Annotated in this window: 15 protein-coding genes; all 15 read right to left on the bottom strand. The window is 61.9% G+C overall.

Annotated elements, in window-relative coordinates:
* Nucleotides 1-78: 78 nt before the first annotated feature.
* The 15 genes from lon to B058_RS0110265 all read right to left on the bottom strand — a co-directional run bounded on the left by lon (nucleotide 79) and on the right by B058_RS0110265 (nucleotide 16,658).
* On the bottom strand, nucleotides 79-2,451 hold the full coding sequence (gene lon / locus B058_RS0110335; RefSeq protein WP_018508408.1) for an endopeptidase La: 2,373 nt from the start codon (nucleotides 2,449-2,451) through the stop codon (nucleotides 79-81).
* 59 nt (nucleotides 2,452-2,510) lie between these two features.
* Nucleotides 2,511-3,290 (bottom strand): flagellar motor protein MotD, encoded by a 780-nt coding sequence (gene motD, locus B058_RS0110330; RefSeq protein WP_018508407.1) that lies wholly within the window; start codon nucleotides 3,288-3,290, stop codon nucleotides 2,511-2,513.
* Nucleotides 3,290-4,027: a flagellar motor protein gene (locus tag B058_RS0110325; protein ID WP_018508406.1), complete on the bottom strand. Its 738-nt coding sequence runs from the start codon at nucleotides 4,025-4,027 to the stop codon at nucleotides 3,290-3,292. Before B058_RS0110325 ends, motD begins: the two co-directional genes overlap by 1 nt.
* Nucleotides 4,009-4,749: an RNA polymerase sigma factor FliA gene (locus B058_RS0110320; protein ID WP_018508405.1), complete on the bottom strand. Its 741-nt coding sequence runs from the start codon at nucleotides 4,747-4,749 to the stop codon at nucleotides 4,009-4,011. The genes B058_RS0110325 and B058_RS0110320 overlap by 19 nt, the downstream gene beginning before the upstream one ends.
* 4 nt (nucleotides 4,750-4,753) lie before the next feature.
* On the bottom strand, nucleotides 4,754-5,635 hold the full coding sequence (locus B058_RS0110315; protein ID WP_157265774.1) for a MinD/ParA family ATP-binding protein: 882 nt from the start codon (nucleotides 5,633-5,635) through the stop codon (nucleotides 4,754-4,756).
* Nucleotides 5,628-6,887, bottom strand: a complete 1,260-nt coding sequence (gene flhF, locus B058_RS0110310) for a flagellar biosynthesis GTPase FlhF (RefSeq protein ID WP_018508403.1) — start codon at nucleotides 6,885-6,887, stop codon at nucleotides 5,628-5,630. Before flhF ends, B058_RS0110315 begins: the two co-directional genes overlap by 8 nt.
* Nucleotides 6,884-8,962: a flagellar biosynthesis protein FlhA gene (gene flhA / locus B058_RS0110305; protein WP_018508402.1), complete on the bottom strand. Its 2,079-nt coding sequence runs from the start codon at nucleotides 8,960-8,962 to the stop codon at nucleotides 6,884-6,886. The genes flhF and flhA overlap by 4 nt, the downstream gene beginning before the upstream one ends.
* The gene (gene flhB / locus B058_RS0110300; protein WP_026240828.1) at nucleotides 8,959-10,116 is read right to left on the bottom strand and encodes a flagellar biosynthesis protein FlhB; all 1,158 of its coding nucleotides are present in this window, start codon (nucleotides 10,114-10,116) and stop codon (nucleotides 8,959-8,961) included. The genes flhA and flhB overlap by 4 nt, the downstream gene beginning before the upstream one ends.
* Before the next feature lie 116 nt (nucleotides 10,117-10,232).
* The gene (gene motB, locus B058_RS0110295; RefSeq protein ID WP_018508400.1) at nucleotides 10,233-11,207 is read right to left on the bottom strand and encodes a flagellar motor protein MotB; all 975 of its coding nucleotides are present in this window, start codon (nucleotides 11,205-11,207) and stop codon (nucleotides 10,233-10,235) included.
* Nucleotides 11,208-11,243: 36 nt separating this feature from the next.
* The gene (gene motA / locus B058_RS0110290) at nucleotides 11,244-12,104 is read right to left on the bottom strand and encodes a flagellar motor stator protein MotA (RefSeq protein ID WP_026240827.1); all 861 of its coding nucleotides are present in this window, start codon (nucleotides 12,102-12,104) and stop codon (nucleotides 11,244-11,246) included.
* 155 nt (nucleotides 12,105-12,259) lie between these two features.
* Nucleotides 12,260-13,015 (bottom strand): class I SAM-dependent methyltransferase, encoded by a 756-nt coding sequence (locus B058_RS0110285; protein ID WP_018508398.1) that lies wholly within the window; start codon nucleotides 13,013-13,015, stop codon nucleotides 12,260-12,262.
* A gap of 23 nt (nucleotides 13,016-13,038) precedes the next feature.
* Nucleotides 13,039-13,593 (bottom strand): flagellar transcriptional regulator FlhC, encoded by a 555-nt coding sequence (flhC, locus tag B058_RS0110280; protein WP_018508397.1) that lies wholly within the window; start codon nucleotides 13,591-13,593, stop codon nucleotides 13,039-13,041.
* Between the two features lie 51 nt (nucleotides 13,594-13,644).
* A complete protein-coding gene (gene flhD / locus B058_RS0110275) occupies nucleotides 13,645-13,962 on the bottom strand; it encodes a flagellar transcriptional regulator FlhD (protein WP_018508396.1) in 318 nt (105 codons plus the stop codon).
* A gap of 290 nt (nucleotides 13,963-14,252) precedes the next feature.
* Nucleotides 14,253-15,674 (bottom strand): mannose-1-phosphate guanylyltransferase/mannose-6-phosphate isomerase, encoded by a 1,422-nt coding sequence (locus B058_RS0110270; RefSeq protein WP_018508395.1) that lies wholly within the window; start codon nucleotides 15,672-15,674, stop codon nucleotides 14,253-14,255.
* Nucleotides 15,675-15,788: 114 nt separating this feature from the next.
* Nucleotides 15,789-16,658 carry an EpsD family peptidyl-prolyl cis-trans isomerase gene (locus tag B058_RS0110265; protein ID WP_018508394.1) on the bottom strand — a complete coding sequence of 290 codons (870 nt, stop codon included), beginning with the start codon at nucleotides 16,656-16,658 and terminating at the stop codon, nucleotides 15,789-15,791.
* Nucleotides 16,659-16,782 lie beyond the last annotated feature (124 nt).

Genomic DNA, 16,782 nt, shown 5'->3' with positions numbered 1-16,782 from the left:
AACTCTATCCCCTGCTCGCCCGTTTGCGTAAACCTGAATAAACGCAGATGACCGCGCAACACTTCAACGCCGTAGTCCTCACCCAAACACCACCTCCGCCACATCCTGATACCGCTTCGCGTAATGCACAGTCATCCCGGCGCGGATATGGTCGGGCAGCTTGTCGAAGTCGCGCCGGTTGGCCTCAGGCAGAATCAGCTCGCTGATGCCGACGCGGCGCGCGGCAATGACTTTTTCACGGATGCCGCCCACCGGCAGCACCTGGCCAGTCAGCGTGAGTTCCCCGGTCATCGCCAGCGGGCGTGAAACTTTCATGTTTTTGGCCAGGGACAGCAGCGCAGTTGCCATAGTGACGCCGGCGCTCGGGCCGTCCTTGGGGGTGGCGCCTTCCGGCACATGCAGATGGACGAAGCTGGTGTCGTAGAACTTTGCATCGGCACCATACAGTTTGAGATGCGAGGCAATATAACTGTAGGCAATCTCGGCCGATTCCTTCATCACCTCGCCCAGCTTGCCGGTGAGTTTGAATCCGCGATTCAGTGTATGCACGCGCGTCGCTTCGACCGGCAGCGTGGCGCCGCCCATCGCGGTCCAGGCCAGACCGGTGATCACGCCGACACCGCTCATCGGTTTTTCGCGACTGAACACCGGCTTGTCGAGATAGGCCTCGACCTCCTTGATGCCGATTTTGATCGGCGTGGCGGTGCCGCCGAGGATCTTCACCACGGCCTTCCTCGCCACCCGCCCCAGCTGTTTTTCCAGGTTGCGTACCCCTGCCTCGCGCGCATAGCCCTCGATTACGTGACGCAGCGCGCCTTCGCTGATGACGAGCTGGTTCTTCTTCAGTCCGGCCCGTTCCAGCACACGCGGCCACAGGTGATGTTTGGCGATGGCGATTTTTTCCTCGGTGATGTAGCCCGACAGGCGGATGACTTCCATGCGGTCGAGCAGCGCCGAGGGAATCGAGAAATCGTTGGCGGTACAGATGAACAGCGCCTTGGACAGATCGAAGCGCACGTCCAGGTAATGGTCGAGGAAATCGGCGTTCTGCTCGGGGTCGAGCACTTCCAGCAGCGCCGAGGCGGGGTCGCCCTGGAAGCTGGCGCCGATCTTGTCGATCTCGTCGAGCATGATGACCGGGTTGGCCGAGCCGACTTCCTTCAGTGCCTGCACGAACTTGCCGGGCATGGCGCCGATGTAGGTGCGGCGGTGCCCTTTGATCTCGGCCTCGTCGCGCATGCCTCCGACCGAAAAGCGGTAGAACTTGCGCCCCAGCGCCTCGGCGACGGATTTGCCGATCGAGGTCTTGCCGACGCCCGGCGGCCCGATCAGCAGCAGGATCGAGCCGGACATTTCGCCCTTCATCGCGCCGACTGCAAGGAATTCAATGATGCGATCCTTCACGTCCTCCAACCCGTCATGGTCGCGGTCGAGTATCTTGCGCGCGCGTTCGAGATCGATCTTGTCCTGGGTATGTACGCCCCACGGCAGCACGGTCAGCCAGTCGAGGTAGTTGCGGGTGACGGTGTATTCGGGCGAGCCGGTCTCCAGCAGCGACAGTTTGTGCATCTCCTCGTCGACGCGCTTCTTCGTCTGCTCGGGCAGCGTCAGCTTGGCGATGCGCTCGTTGAATGTGTCGAGCTCGGCCGTCTTGTCGTCCTTGGCCAGCCCGAGCTCCTTCTGGATCGCCTTCAGCTGCTGGCGCAGGAAAAACTCGCGCTGCTGCTCGCTCATCTTCTCGTCGACTTTTTCGCGGATGTCGGACTGCAGGCGCGCAACGTCCAATTCTTTCTTCAGCAATACAAGGACTTTCTCCATTCGCTTCTTGAGCGCGAAGGCTTCCAGCACGTCCTGCAGTTCCTGCTTCGACGCCGTGGTGAGGCTGGCGGCGAAATCGGTCAGCTGGGACGGTTCGTTTGGACCGAAGCGGTTGAGGAAGAACTTCAATTCCTCCGAATACAGCGGATTGAGCGGCAGCAACTCCTTGATGGTATTGATGATCGCGATGGAATAGGCGCGGATTTCCTCCGATTCCGGCTTACCGGGCTCGTTCGGGTAATCGACCCGGACCTTGTAGGGCGGGGTGTCCGACAGCCATTCGACGATGCGAAACCGTTTGGAACCCTCGGCAATGAACTGCATCTTGCCGTCGGAACGAACCGGGTGGTGGATGCGCACCACCGTACCCACGCTGTGGAAATCCGTCCGCTTGACATCATCGGTGTTGTCGGGCCTGACCACCACCAGCCCCACCATGTGGTGCGCGGTTTCGCCGATGGCCTCCACCGTCGACAGCCAGGGGGCTTCGTTCATCAGCAACGGCAGGGTTTGAGCCGGGAAAAAGGGCTTTTCGGTCAGCGGCAGCAGGTACAGCTCGGCTGGCAATGCCGGCGCGGTCGGCAACTGGCGTTCATCGGGGAGGACTTCGCCTTCTAGCGGGTCATTGGGCATGGTCTGATCTTCTCAATCCGTACAACGGAACTTGAAGTATCGGGCCTATCCCCTCGTTTTCAAGGCCGGAGGGGGCTGGGGCGTACGGGAATTTCCTCGACCGTGTCCGGCATGCCTGACAGGATCATCAGTTCGACCCGCCGGTTGCGGGCGCGTCCCTCCGCCGTATCGTTGGACGCGATCGGCTGGCTGGCCTCCCGCCCGATGGCGGACAGGCGGGCCGGTGCGATGCCGCTGTCGGCCAGCAGGCGCACCACGCTGGTTGCACGCACCGCCGACAATTCCCAGTTGGAGACGAACGCCGAATTGCTGATCGGCACGTTGTCGGTATGGCCGGTAACCTCGAGGTTGAACGGCTCATTCTTCAATTTCTCCGCCACGGCCTGCAACACCTTCAGCGATTTCGGCTCGAGTTCGGCGCGGCCGGGTGCAAACAGGACGTTCGCATTGATCTCGATGCTGACGCCGCGACGGCTCTGCGTGACCCGCACCTGGCCTTCCTTCGCCAGCGGGGCCATGACATCTAGCAGGCTGCTCGCCACTTCGGTCATGTGCGCCTGCTCTTCGATCGCCTGCTGCTGTTTCAGGGTGCGCTGTTTGACTTCCGGAGGCAAGGTGACTGCCGGCAACTGTGGCACCGGAACGTCGTTTGTTGCCGCCTTGCCGAAGGCGCTGCCGAGCGAACTGGCCAGGATGCGGTATTTGTTCTCATTGACGGCCGAAATGGCGTACATGACCACAAAAAAAGCGAACAGCAAGGTGATGAAGTCCGCATACGAGATCAGCCAGCGATCGTGATTGTCGTGATCGGAAGCGATGCGACGGCGGCGGCGATGCATCAGAGATAACCTTTCAGGCGTGCCTCGATGATGCGCGGGTTGTCGCCTTGCGCAATACCCATGAGACCATCGCAGACGATCTCGCGCTCGCTCACCCGACGCGCGATGGTGAACTTGATCTTGTTGGCGATGGGCAGGAAAACCAGGTTGGCCAGGCCCACGCCATAGATGGTGGCGACAAAGGCGACCGCGATGCCGGTTCCCAGCTTGCCGGGTTCGGTCAGGTTTTCCATCACATGGATCAGGCCCATGACCGCACCGAGAATGCCGAGCGTCGGCGCATAGCCGCCTGCCGCTTCCCATACGCGCGCCGCGTGGCGTTCGTTCGTTTCGAAATGGACGATCTGGACGTCAAGCGTATCGCGCAGCTTGGTCGCATCGGCACCGTCGATCAACAATTGCAGCCCGGTTCTCTGGAACGGGTCATGCGTCATGTTGACGTGTCTTTCCAGCGCCAGCAGGCCGTCCTGACGCGCAGTGTGGGACCATTGGACGACACGGCGAATGAGTGTGACGGCCTCCGGCTCGGGCGGACGGAATACCCATTTCGCCATGCGCATGCCCTGCATGAAAACCGGCAGCGGGTAATGCAGCAGCACGGCAGCCAGGGTGCCGCCCACCACAATAAGGAAGGCTGCCGGCTGCACGAACAGGCCGATATGTCCGCCTTCCATCGCCTGGCCGCCCAGTACGGCGGTCGCAGCCAGCCCGAGCCCGATCAGGCTGCCACGATCCATGCGTCTTCCTTCAGTTTGGCGCGCAGTCGCGCGATGGCCTGGCCATGCAGCTGGCAAATACGGGACTCGCTGACACCGAATACCTCGCTGATCTCGCGCAGGTTGAGTTCCTGTTCGTAGTACAGCGACATCAACAGCTGCTCGCGCTCAGGCAGGTTCTCGATGCCGGCGATGATGCAGGCGCGCAGGTTGGCGTCGAGCAGCTGCGGCAGCGGCATGCTGGCCTCGTCCGCCGACTGTTTGTCGAGGAAGGAATCGTCCTCGTCCGACTCGCCGAAATCCTCGAAATACAGCAGCTGGTGGCCACGCGCGTCGCCGAGCATGGCCTGGTATTCCGCCAGCGGGATTTTCATGGATTCCGAAATCTCGGTTTCGCTAGGTTGCCGGCCGAGCTTGTGCTGCAGTGTATTGATCGCCTGTTCGATCTTGCGCATCGACTGGCGCGCGCTGCGCGGCATCCAGTCGGACTGGCGCAGCTCGTCGATCATCGAGCCGCGGATACGCTGGATGGCGTAGGCCTCGAATTGCGCACTCTGCGCTTCGTCGTAGCGGCTGATCGCATCGAGCAGGCCGATCATGCCAGCCTGTACCAGATCGTCCTCTTCCACGCTGGGCGGCAGCCGCCCCATCATGTGATGCGCCAGGCGCTTCACCATGGGCATGTATTGCGCCAGCAGGTCGTTCTTCTCGCTTTTTTCGCTTTTACCGGTTGCGGTGTACATCCCCCTACCCCCTTCTGCAGGCTTCCATCAGGCGTCCACCCTGGATCACGCGCTGCATGAACCCGCCAACGCTACCCAGGCTGGCGGGTTGCGGCCACCGCAGCAGGCCGTCGGCCAGCTTGCGGAACTGCGAGGTCGACTGCGCGACCGGAAACGCATCCACCACCGAGGTGCGCAAATGGCCTGCACGCGTGAGCCGCTCGTCGAGCGGAATATAGCCCAGATAATCGACCGACACGCTCAGATACTGTTCGGCGGTATGGGCAAAATTGCGCGCGACGGCTTGTGCCTGCTCGGGCGACTCGATGCGATTGAGCAGCAGGCGGAACTGGCGCTTGCCGAAGTTCTGCGCCAATCGCTTCACCAACGTGTAGGCCTGGGTAATTGCCGTGTTGCCGGGCGGCAGCACCACCATGATCTCGGAGGCGGCCAGACCCAGCGGCAAGGCGTCCGGGTCGGTCGCCTCCTCCATGTCCACCAGCACCACGTCGACGCCGCACTGCAGGCGGTTGAAGCTCTGTGCCAGCCAATCCTGGTCGCGTTCGGACAGTTTCCCCAGCCGATTGAAGCCGCCACCCAGCGGCAATACCTGCACATTGTCGGGGCCGGTGAGGATCAGCGAATCCAGCGTGCAATGACCTGCCAGCACGTCCGCCACGTCATGGCGCGGCGTCAGCCCGAGCGCGGCGCACGCCCCGCGTCCGTGACGGTCCTGGTCGACGATGAGAACGTCGCGGCCGGAGCGTGCCAGGGCGACAGCCAGATTGGCGGTCGCGGCAGTCTTGCCTGCCCCCTGCTGTCCCGACATCACGGTGATGACCTGAAATCCGGTCTGCCCCAGCAGACGGCGCAGCCCAGCGGCCTGGTCGCTGACGAATTTATCCAAGGGCCACCGCGCTTTCACGTTGAATGGATTGAATGCCGCTCATGGCGAAGGCCAGCTCGCTATCGTCCAGCTGCCACGGCGAGGACAGCGTGCGGGTCTTGAAGGCGCGGTGAATGAGGTATTGGCGGTTGGCCAGGTGCAGGTCTTCGGGCACGCGCTGGCCGGTCGCCAGGTAGTGCACGTTGAGCTCGTGGCGGATCGCGCAGTCGAGCGCCGGGCCGAGGCTGGCCGCCTCGTCGACCTTCGACAGGATGCAGCCATCCAGACCGCGCGCCTGGTAGGCCTGTACCACTTCGTTCAGGGTGTCGCCGTGGCTGGTCGCGTTCAGCAACAATAATCTTTTGATCTGCTTGCCGGCCTGGCACAGCATCTCGACCTGCTCGGCGACAGCCTGGTCGCGCTGGCTCATGCCGACGGTATCGATCAGCACCGTGTGCTTGTTGCGCAGTTCGGACAGCGCCAGCCGCAGGTCGGCAGCGTCGCGCACCGCATGCACGGTCACGCCGAGAATCTTGCCGTAGATGCGCAGCTGCTCATGGCCGCCGATCCGGTAGCTGTCGGTGGTCAGCAGCGCCAGCTTGTCGGCGCCGTGGCGCACCACGAAACGGGCCGCCAGCTTGGCGGTGGTGGTGGTCTTGCCGGCGCCGGTGGGACCCATCAGGGCGAACACGCCGCCGCCGTCGAGCATGTCGGTTTCGCTCTGCATCACGTTCAGGCGCTTCATCAGCGTGTTGCGCATCCAGGCCTGCGCCTGTTCGGCATCGCCCTTGGGCAGGGTTTCCAGCATCTCGCGCGCCAGGGTGGCGGAAAAGCCGGCCGCCAGCATGTCACGCATGATTGATGCCCCTGCCGGATCACGTCCCGGGAGATCGCGCCAGGCCAGATCCGCCAGTTGGCTTTCCAGCCGGGCCTGCATCGACTTGATCTCGCTGATCACGCTCTGCGCCAGCTGGGCGCTGTCCTCGGTCGGTACGGCGACTCGTTCGATCAGGCGGCGCTTGATGGTGACTTCCGGCTCCGGTTCCGTCTCGGGCGGCGTTTCCCGCATCGCCGCGCGATGAGACAGTGACACGACGGGCTCATCCACCGCGGGAGGCGCCATCGCGGCGATATCTTCCGCCGGCATGGCCAGCACTTCCACACCCCCGTCGACCGCGCGATTGGAAAGGATGACCGCATCGGGTCCGAGCGCGTCGCGTAACTGGCGCATGGCCTCACGGGATGTTCTGGCGACGATACGTTTGACGTTCATGCTGCTCCTCCTACAAGGGAAGTCACTTTGATCTGTTTGCCTTCAGGCACTTCGGCGTGCGAAAGCACTTTGAGTTGCGGCACCGTGCGCCGCAGGAAACGTGCGAGTAGCGGACGCAGCACGGCCGGCGTCAGTAAAACTGCGGGATGGCCCAAGGCTTCCTGGCGTTGCGTTGAAGCCTGAGTCCTTTCCAGTAGCGTGTCGGCGAGGCCCGGTTCCATGCCGGCGGAATCATGGCCTGCCTGCAGGGTCTGCAGCAGGAGACGCTCCAGGTTCTGGTCGAGGGCGATCACCGGGAGTTCGCTGGACGAACCGTATATCTGCTGTACGATCGAGCGGCCCAGCGCCACCCGCACCAGCGAGGTGAGTTCGTGCGGATCCTGCACGCGGGCGGCATGCTCCAGCAGCGTGTCGATGATGGTCCGCATGTCACGAATGGCCACACCTTCCGTCAACAGGTTCTGCAGCACTTTCTGCACGGTGGACAGCGGCAGCATCTTCGGCACCAGATCCTCCACCAGCTTGGGCGCGCTCTTGCCAAGATGGTCGAGCAGCGCCTGGGCTTCCTGGCGCCCCAGCAACTCGGCTGCGTGCAGCGTCACCAGATGATTCAGGTGCGTGGCGACCACGGTGCCGGGATCGACCACGGTATAGCCCATGGCCTGCGCCTGCTCACGCAGATCCGATTCGATCCACACTGCCGGCAGGCCGAAGGCCGGATCCTGCGTGGCGACGCCCGGCAATGCCGTGGCGACGGTACCCGGATCGATGGCCAGGAAAGAGCCGGTGCGCACTTCGCCGCTGCCGATTTCCACACCCTTGAGGGTGATGCGATAGCTGTTCGGATTGATTTCGAGGTTGTCGCGGATGTGCACGGCGGGCGGCAGGAAGCCGATCTCGCGGGCGAATTTCTTGCGGATGCCCTTGATGCGGCGTACCAGCTCGCCGTCGGCGGCGTTGTCGACCAGCGGGATCAGGCGGTAGCCGACTTCCAGTCCCAGGGTGTCGATGGGAGCGACATCTTCCCAACTGGCTTCCTGGGATTCGATGGCCGGGGTGGGCACAGTCTCCACGGTGGGCGGCGTCTCTTCCTTCTGGTGGCTCCTTTTCCAGGCCAGCCAGACGATGCCGCCGGCCAGCAACAGGAACGCCAGGTTCGGCATGCCCGGAATCATGCCCATCATGCCGAGGATCGCGGCTGTGATGTAAAGCGCCTGCGTCTTGTTGAACACGTTGGACAGCATCTGCCCGGCGATGTCCTCTTCGGTGCTGACGCGGCTGACGATGATGCCGGCGGCGATCGAAATGACCAGTGCCGGGATCTGTGCGACCAGGCCGTCGCCGATCGCCAGCAGAGTGTAGTTCTGCGCGGCATCCGCCAGCGACAGGTCGTGCTGCATCAGACCGATGACGAGGCCGCCGATGATGTTGATCAAGAGGATCAGGATGCCGGCGATGGCGTCGCCACGCACGAATTTCGACGCACCATCCATCGAGCCGTAGAAATCGGCTTCCTGGGAAATCTCGGCACGGCGCCGGCGCGCTTCGTTCTCGTCGATCAGGCCGGCATTGAGATCGGCGTCGATCGCCATCTGCTTGCCTGGCATCGCATCGAGGGTGAAGCGCGCGCTGACCTCAGCGATCCGCCCCGCGCCCTTGGTGATGACGATGAAGTTGATCACCACCAGGATGACGAACACGATGATGCCGACTGCGTAATTGCCGCCGACCAGGAAATGGCCGAAGGCTTCGATCACCTTGCCGGCTGCGTCGGGACCGGTATGGCCATGCAGCAGAACGACACGGGTGGAGGCGACGTTGAGCGACAGGCGCAGCAGCGTCGAGAGCAGCAGCACGGTGGGGAAAGCGGCGAAATCGAGCGCCTTCTTGGTCGACAGGCCGACCAGCAGCACCATGATGGACAACGCGATGTTGAAGGTGAACAGCATGTCCAGGGCGAATGGCGGCAGCGGCAACACCAACATCGCCAGGATGAGGACGATGAACAGCGGTGCCGCCAGCGTGCGGGCGTTGGAGCTGTTGAATAGATTGGAAAGACTCAGGGTGCCGTTCATGCGTTAGCTCCCATGCTGGCGGCTTGCAGCGGGTCGAGTTCAGGCGGGACCGGCAACGCGGTCGGCGCCTCGGGATAGGCCCCGCCCAGTTGTTGAAAATGGCGCAGCTGGAAGACATAGGCCAGCACTTCGGCCACCGCTGCATAGAGGGTGGCCGGGATTTCGTCGCCGAGTTCGGTGTGGCGGAACAGCGCACGCGCCAGCGGCGGCGCTTCCAGCAGCGGAATCTTGTGCTCGGCGGCCAGTTCGCGGATCTTCGCGGCCACCGCGTCGGCGCCTTTGGCCACCACGCGCGGCGCGCCCATCTTGCCTTCGGTGTATTTGAGCGCGACCGCAAAGTGGGTCGGGTTGGTCACCACGACGTCGGCGGTGGGGATCTCGGCCATCATGCGGCGGCGCGCCATTTCGCGCTGCTGGGCGCGAATGCGTGCCTTGACATGCGGGTCACCCTCCGATTCCTTGGCTTCCTGGCGCAGCTCCTCCTTGCTCATCTTGAGCTTGTTGAAGTAGCTCCAGAGCTGGTACGGCAGGTCCAGCACGACGATGAAGATCATCGCGCCCGAGGCCAGCAGGAAGATCTTTCCGATGAGATCGCCCATATGCTGGATGGCGCCGGTTGGCTCTTCCATGCTGAGCGAGAAGATCGCATCGAGATTGGACCAGATCAGCCAGACCGCCACCACACCCAGCAGGCCGACCTTGGCCAGCGACTTGACCAGTTCGACCAGCCCCTGGCTTGAGAACATGCGCTTGATGCCGGACAGCGGGTTCAGGCGCTTGAAATCCGGCATGAAGGCCTTGGTGCTGAAGAGCCAGCCGCGCAGCAGCAGCGGTGAAGCCAGTACTGCGATCACCACCAGCGCCAGGAAGGGGGCCAGCGCCAGTGCGGCATCCATGACCTGGTCGGACATCTGGGTCATGACGTAGTTGCTGTCACGTGCAACAGCCGGATCGAACTGCAAGCCGCCGCGCACGATTTGCGACATGGTCTTGCCCAGGCCGCTGGCCATCATCCACAAGGCCGCGCCGCTGGTCATCAGCACGACGAACGTAGCCAGCTCGCGCGATTGCGGTACCTGACCTTCTTCGCGTGCCTTTTCCAATCGCTGTGGCGATGGGGCTTCTGTCCGTTCCTGATCGCTTTCTTCAGCCATCCCTGATTCACCTGGTTAGAGGGGACCGTCTCTCGCTCGAGACGGGCTTTCTACAGGGTGAATTATTGGCCGGGCCCGGTGCGGGCGATCAGGGGAATAAGGGTGGATTTGGCCTGCTATTTCGCCTCAAGTGGCGCCTGCGGAGGAATCGTGGCACTTGCAGCGGGCGAAACCTTGGCCTGATCCGACTCATCCTGCGCATCGACGGCATCCGCCGTGCTCACGCCGCTGGCTTCCTTCGTAACGGCATCCTCGGTGCGCTTGTTCATCACGATGATGCTGATGCGGCGATTGACCGGGTCGTGGGGCGCCGCGTGGCCGAACGGAACGGATGACGCCAGGCCAACCACCCGCAGCATTTTCGATTCGTCCATGCCGCCGGCAATCAGTGCCCGGCGCGAGGCATTGGCGCGATCGGCCGACAGTTCCCAGTTGCTGTAGCCGCGCGCGCCGTTGGCGTAAGGCGTGGCATCCGTATGTCCGGACAGGCTGATCCGGTTCTGCACGTCGTTCAGCATCTTGCCGATTTCATGCAGGATGACCTTGGTATAGGGCTGCAGCTCGGCGCTCGCCACGTTGAACATGGGACGGTTCTGTTCGTCGACGATCTGGATGCGCAGACCTTCGCTGGTGATGTCGATCAGCAGTTGCCGCTTGAACTGCTTCAAGGTGGGATTGGCGTCGATCGCCATTTCCATGCGCTTTTTCAGCTGCTTGAGATTGGCCGCCTCGATGCGCTCGAGCTCGGCCTGGGCGGCTTTCAGGTTGTAGGACTTCTTTTCGGCCTTGGTCTCGCCTTTTTTCACCTGCCCGGCGCTGCGCGTCATGTCGAGACCGCCTCCCTTGATCACGCTGGAGCTGTCGCCGCTGCCCGAGCCACCCTGCATGGCCACTTTCAGCGGGGTCTTGAAATATTCCGCGATGCCTTCCAGATCGCCCTTGGTGGTCGAGCCCAGCAGCCACATCAGCAGGAAGAACGCCATCATCGCCGTCACGAAGTCGGCGTAGGCGATCTTCCATGCGCCGCCGTGATGGCCCCCCGCCACTTTCTTGACGCGCTTGATGACGATGGGGGCTTTTTGTTCGCTCATGGGTGCGTCATGAAGATCGGGACAGGTAACACGAAATCAGCGCGACTTCGCGTTTTTGACGTGCTCTTCCAGTTCGCTGAAGGAAGGACGTTCGGTCGAGAACAGCACCTTGCGCCCGAACTCGACCGCGATCGCCGGCGCATAGCCGTTGATGCTGGCCAGCAGGGTCACCTTGATGCACTGGAACATCTTGGTCGACTCGTGCAGCTTCTGTTCGAGCAGGGTGGAAAGCGGACCGACAAAACCGTAGGCCAGCAGGATGCCAAGGAAGGTTCCGACCAGCGCATGCGCGATCAGGATTCCCAGTTCCGCAGGCGGCAGGCCGACCGATTCCATCGTGTGCACGACCCCCATCACCGCCGCCACGATACCGAATGCCGGCATGCCGTCGCCCAGCTTGGCGACGACGTGCACGGGCACCTCGCCTTCGTGATGATGGGTTTCGATTTCGTTGTCCATCAGGTTTTCGATTTCGAAGGCGTTCATGCTGCCGCTCACCATCAGGCGCAGATAGTCGGTGAGGAATTCGATGATGTGATGATCCGCCAGGATGGTCGGATATTTCGTGAACAAGGGGCTGCTCTCGGGCGAATCGACGTCAGCTTCCACCGACATCAGGCCTTCCTTGCGGATTTTGGTCAGCAGTTCATACAGCAGTGCCATGATGTCCATGTACAGCGCACGCGTGTATTTCGATCCCTTGAATACGGTGGGCAGCGCCTTCAGCGTGGCTTTAACGGCCTTGCTGTTGTTGCCGACCAGAAACGCACCGCCTGCCGCCCCACCGATCATCAGCAATTCCACTGGCTGGAACAGCGCAGCCAGATGGCCGCCAGCCAGCGCAAAGCCACCGAAGACACTCAACGCTACAACGATATAACCAACGATGACTAGCACGGCCGTCTATCCCTTATTGATTGGCACACCAAGTGAGAGCGGCCCCGCTCCATCCCGGTCTGGCAGCATCCAAAACTGATGCTTTCAAGTGGAGGATTCGACTAGATCACAAGAAACTTGATGGCGCAGCTCGAGTATTTCCACTCGGCGGTACCTTACATTTGCCAGGCATACAGCGTGTGGCGCTGGCCGGCATTCCCTGCCACCAAATGATCTGGCGGGCGGTCTTCCACCGGAAACGCCAAGCTGACGAACAACGTGCCAGGACGCATCTGGCCCTGCACCTGTTGCCACAAACCGGGCATGGCCGCGGGCGAAAGAAAGGCAAACACGACATCGAAGCGAGACAGATCGAGGCTTGCGTAATCGTCCCGCATGAAATTCACCCGGCTCCCTTTGAGCTTGGCGCGCACACGACTGATAAGCCAGGGTGCCGGCGCAATTTCGGTGCCGTAAAAATGGCCGTGCGGAAATTTCGCTTCCAGATAGAACGGCACACCTCCCAGGCCGCTGCCGAGGTCGATGAAGCTGAACGGGGTTTGCGGCAACAGGGAGGCCAAAGGCCGCCATGCCGCGCGACCGGAGAGGTACAACGGCACCCGGGTGCGGAACGTGCTCCAGTAGAACAGGACGAGCAGAACGAATAGGGACAGATAGATCCAGGCAGGCAGATCAGCCTGTCGGGCCAGGAGTACAGCAGGCAGGAAACCGAGATGCAGGGGAGGCCACCACGCAGGCTGCCGCCATGTACGGCTCAAGAGCGCAGCGATTCCGCCCTGTGCGAATGCAAGTTGCCAGAGGGCGGCTTGATACGGGAATAAGATTTGCGACAGATAGTTCAGGGAGACGGCCGCCAGCAGGGCTGCGCACTGGATGACAAGCGACTGAAGGCTGACCGGGAGACGCGCCATCACCGGACTCCCGAAGAAGCCCGTCAGGCAGCGGCGGTCAATTCGGTCTGGGCTTCTGCCTTGGCCTTGCGGGTTTTACCTGCGCGTGCCGGCATATTGCACAAGCCGCACACGTAATGATTGTTCAGGTCGTCGGGGTGAACCACGAAGTGGCCGCCGCAACCGCTGCACACGGCCGTTTCGAGCATGCGGCTTTCGAAGAAACGATTCAGCGTCCACGCACGGGTGAAGCTCAGTACGGCTTCGATCTGGTTGGTATGAAGATATTCCTGATACAGGCGGTAGCTCTTGAGCACGGCCTCGATGCCGCTGCAATCACTGTTCTTCGTGATGTAGCGGTGGATGTTGATGAACAACGAGGAATGGACGTTGGGCAACCAGGTCAGGAACCAGTCAGTCGAGAACGGCAGCATACCCTTGGGTGGCGACACGCCTTTGACTTCCTTGTACAGCTTGAGCAAGCGTTCGCGCGACAGCGTGGTTTCGGATTCAAGAACCTGCGGGCGGGCGCCGAGCTCGATCAGCTCGATCGCCAGCTGGGTGTCACGCATTTCAGTCAACAGACTTTTCTTGCTCATGAAGTCACTCCCCTTTTTTATTGTGCGACGTTTGCTGCAGGTACGACAGAATCAGGCAAAGGCTTCCACAGCTTGTCCGGCCATCAGGATGGCGGCGTGGGACTGGGCGATGGCACGATCCTTGGTGTAGTTGGTCAGCATGTTGAGCACCACGCCGTCGTCGAAGCGGAAGCGCGACACCATCATGCCGGACGCGGCAAGCTTGAGGACTTGTGCGGGTGTCAGCGCCTTGATCAGGTCGGCAACGTCCTGGCTGATGCCCAGACGAAAGACGGCGGTCGCCTTGTCGTGTTGGATCATGTTCTGCGCCAGCATCAGGTAGTTCAGATTGACGTCGCGCATTTCGTCCAGCATTTCGTCCATTTTCATTTTGCCTGTCCTTCTTCGTTGAATTTTTTCAAACGCACACTTAAGTCAGCGTGGTGAATTCGTTTTCGGACGACACCCGGGAAAGTTAATGTGGACAAGCGCTGTATTGAAAGACGGAAATGAACAACCATCGTTGTAGGTGTTTGTCCTACACGACGGGCGGGGTCACGCGCAAGACTCCCTGGCCGGCTTGCTGGCACCGCGGGTAAATACAATAAAAACAATGAAATAAAATCAGAAAGCGCCAGTCCGCTGCGGGCGGCACGCCCGCAGCACAGGGCCGCGCCCCCTTAACTGCGCTTGTAGATGTCCTCGAACCGGACGATGTCGTCCTCGCCGAGATAGGTGCCCGACTGGACTTCGATCATGTGCAGGTCGATCTTGCCGGGGTTCTCCAGCCGGTGCGACGTGCCCAGCGGAATGTAGGTGGACTGGTTTTCGGTCAGCAGCATGACCTCGTCGCCACAGGTGACGCTGGCCGTGCCGGACACCACGATCCAGTGCTCGGCGCGGTGATGGTGCATCTGCAGGCTGAGCTTCTCGCCCGGCTTGACCATGATGCGCTTGACCTGGAAACGTTCGCCCTCGTCGATGCCTTCATACCATCCCCAGGGGCGATACACCTGCTTGTGGACCAGATGCTCGCAGCGTTTCTCGGCTTTCAGGCGGTCGACGAGTTTCTTGACGTCCTGGACCTGGTCCTTGTTGGCTACCAGGACCACGTCGGCCGTTTCGACCACCACCAGGTCGGATACGCCCAGCATCGCGACCATGCGGGTTTCGGCACGGACGAAGTTGTTGCGGGCGTTTTCCAGCATGACGTCGCCTCGGATCGCATTGCCCTGTCCGTCCTTTTCAGCCACGTCCCACAGCGCCGACCAAGCGCCGATATCGTTCCAGGCCATGTCCGCAGGGACCACGGCGGCGCGACGGGTATGTTCCATGACGGCGTAATCGATCGACTCCGACGGGCAGGCCTCGAATGCGGCAGGGTCGAGCCGCACGAAATCGAGATCGAGCGTGGCGGCATCCAGTGCGGCGCGGCTGGCATCCAGAATGCCGGGCCGCAAAGCCTGTAGCTCCTGCAGGAAATCCGACGCACGGAACAGGAACATGCCGCTGTTCCAGAAATATTCGCCCGATTCGACATACTGCTGCGCGGTGGCCAGGTCGGGCTTCTCGACGAAGGCCGCGACCTGGTGCGCCCCGGCGGTATCGGCCAACTGCGCACCCTTGCGGATATAGCCGTAACCGGTTTCCGGCGTTGCAGCGATGATGCCGAAGGTGGCGAGATGGCCGTGCTGCGCGGCTTGTGCCGCGGTGCGGATCGCGTCGTGGAACGCCGCGACGTCGCCGATCAGGTGGTCGGCCGGCAGGATCAGCATCAGCGCGTCCGGATCGTCGCGCGACAGCATCAATGCGGCCACCGCAATCGCGGGGGCGGTATTGCGCCCTACCGGCTCCAGCACGATGGCGCGCGGCGCCGTATCGATCTGGCGCATCTGCTCGGCAATCATGAAGCGATGCTCCACGTTGCAAACCATCAAAGGTGCGGCCATTTCCGGCATGTTCGCCAATCGGCTGACAGTGTCCTGCAGCAGGCTCCGGTCGCTGGCAAGCGGCAGCAGCTGCTTGGGCAGCGCCGCACGGGACAACGGCCACAGGCGGGTGCCGGAGCCCCCGGAGAGAATCACGGGATGAATGCTGGTCATGTCGAGTGCTCTTGAAATTGAAATTTCGTTCAAACGAGGCAAATTCCGTTCCTGACGCCGGGACACTTCCGCAATCGTCCGCCCAGTCCCCAGGTGATCTGGGTCATGCGCGGGTCACGGCTTGCCCGGCTGCATGGCTGGTTCCGGAGGCGCAGGCGCAAAACCGCTGGCATATTCGATCTTGCCGCTGCCACGCAGCTTGTGGATTTCGGCTTCCAGCAGGGTTTTGCGCTTTCCACCCAGAATCAATTGAGCGATCGCGTCTCTGGCTTGCTCGAACGACACGGGCTGCGCCTGGCTGTCCAGCAATTGCAGCACACTGATCCTACCCTCGTCCATCGGCACCACGACCGCCTGGCCATCCTTCATCCTGGCGAGTTGCGCCAGCATGGTATCCGGGATCTTTTCCGCCGGCCTGACCGCCTCGCCGGACTTGACCGCAATCCCTTGCGTGCCCAGCCAGTCGGTGAACTCGGCCAGGCTGCGGCTTTGTTTCAACTGTGCCTCCACTTCGGCGACTCGCCCTGCCGCCAGTTGCAATTCGAGTTCATGGACACGGTACAGCTTGCGCTGCGCAAACAGGTCGGGATGCCGGTTGTAGTAATCCTGGATGGCACTATCCGATGGTTTGGGCAGATCCTTGAACAGGCGTTCCATATAGGCTTCCACGAGCACTTGGCGTTGTACCTGTTGCATGGCCAGCGCAACCTCCGGCAACTTGTCCAGTTTCGCGTTCTTGGCGGCACTGCTGACCAGATGCTGGTCGATCAGGGCTTCCAGCACCTTGCCCCTGGCTTCGGCGGCGTCTGCCGCGCTCATGGGGCCCAGACGTGCCACCGCCCGGCCCAGTTCAAATTCGCTGATCGTGTCGTCCCCCACTTTGGCTGCAACGGTATCCGGGGGCGGCGTGGCCGGCTGTTCGCAGCCAGACAGCAGCGTAAATACGGCCAGTGCGACGGCGAGGGTGACACAGGGGCTTTTCATCAACACTCCGGTATTCTTGAATGCCCGGTATGGTGCGGGATTCGACCGCATTGAGCAAGCCAAGGAAGGGGATGTTCGAAATAAGCTCAAGAAAGAAAGATTTACGCCGTAATTCAAAATCACT

The sequence above is a fragment of the Thiobacillus thioparus DSM 505 genome (assembly GCF_000373385.1).
Classification (GTDB): Bacteria; Pseudomonadota; Gammaproteobacteria; order Burkholderiales; family Thiobacillaceae; genus Thiobacillus; species Thiobacillus thioparus.
Note: the sequence above shows the minus strand (reverse complement) of the source record. Positions and strands in the feature narration are given on the sequence as shown.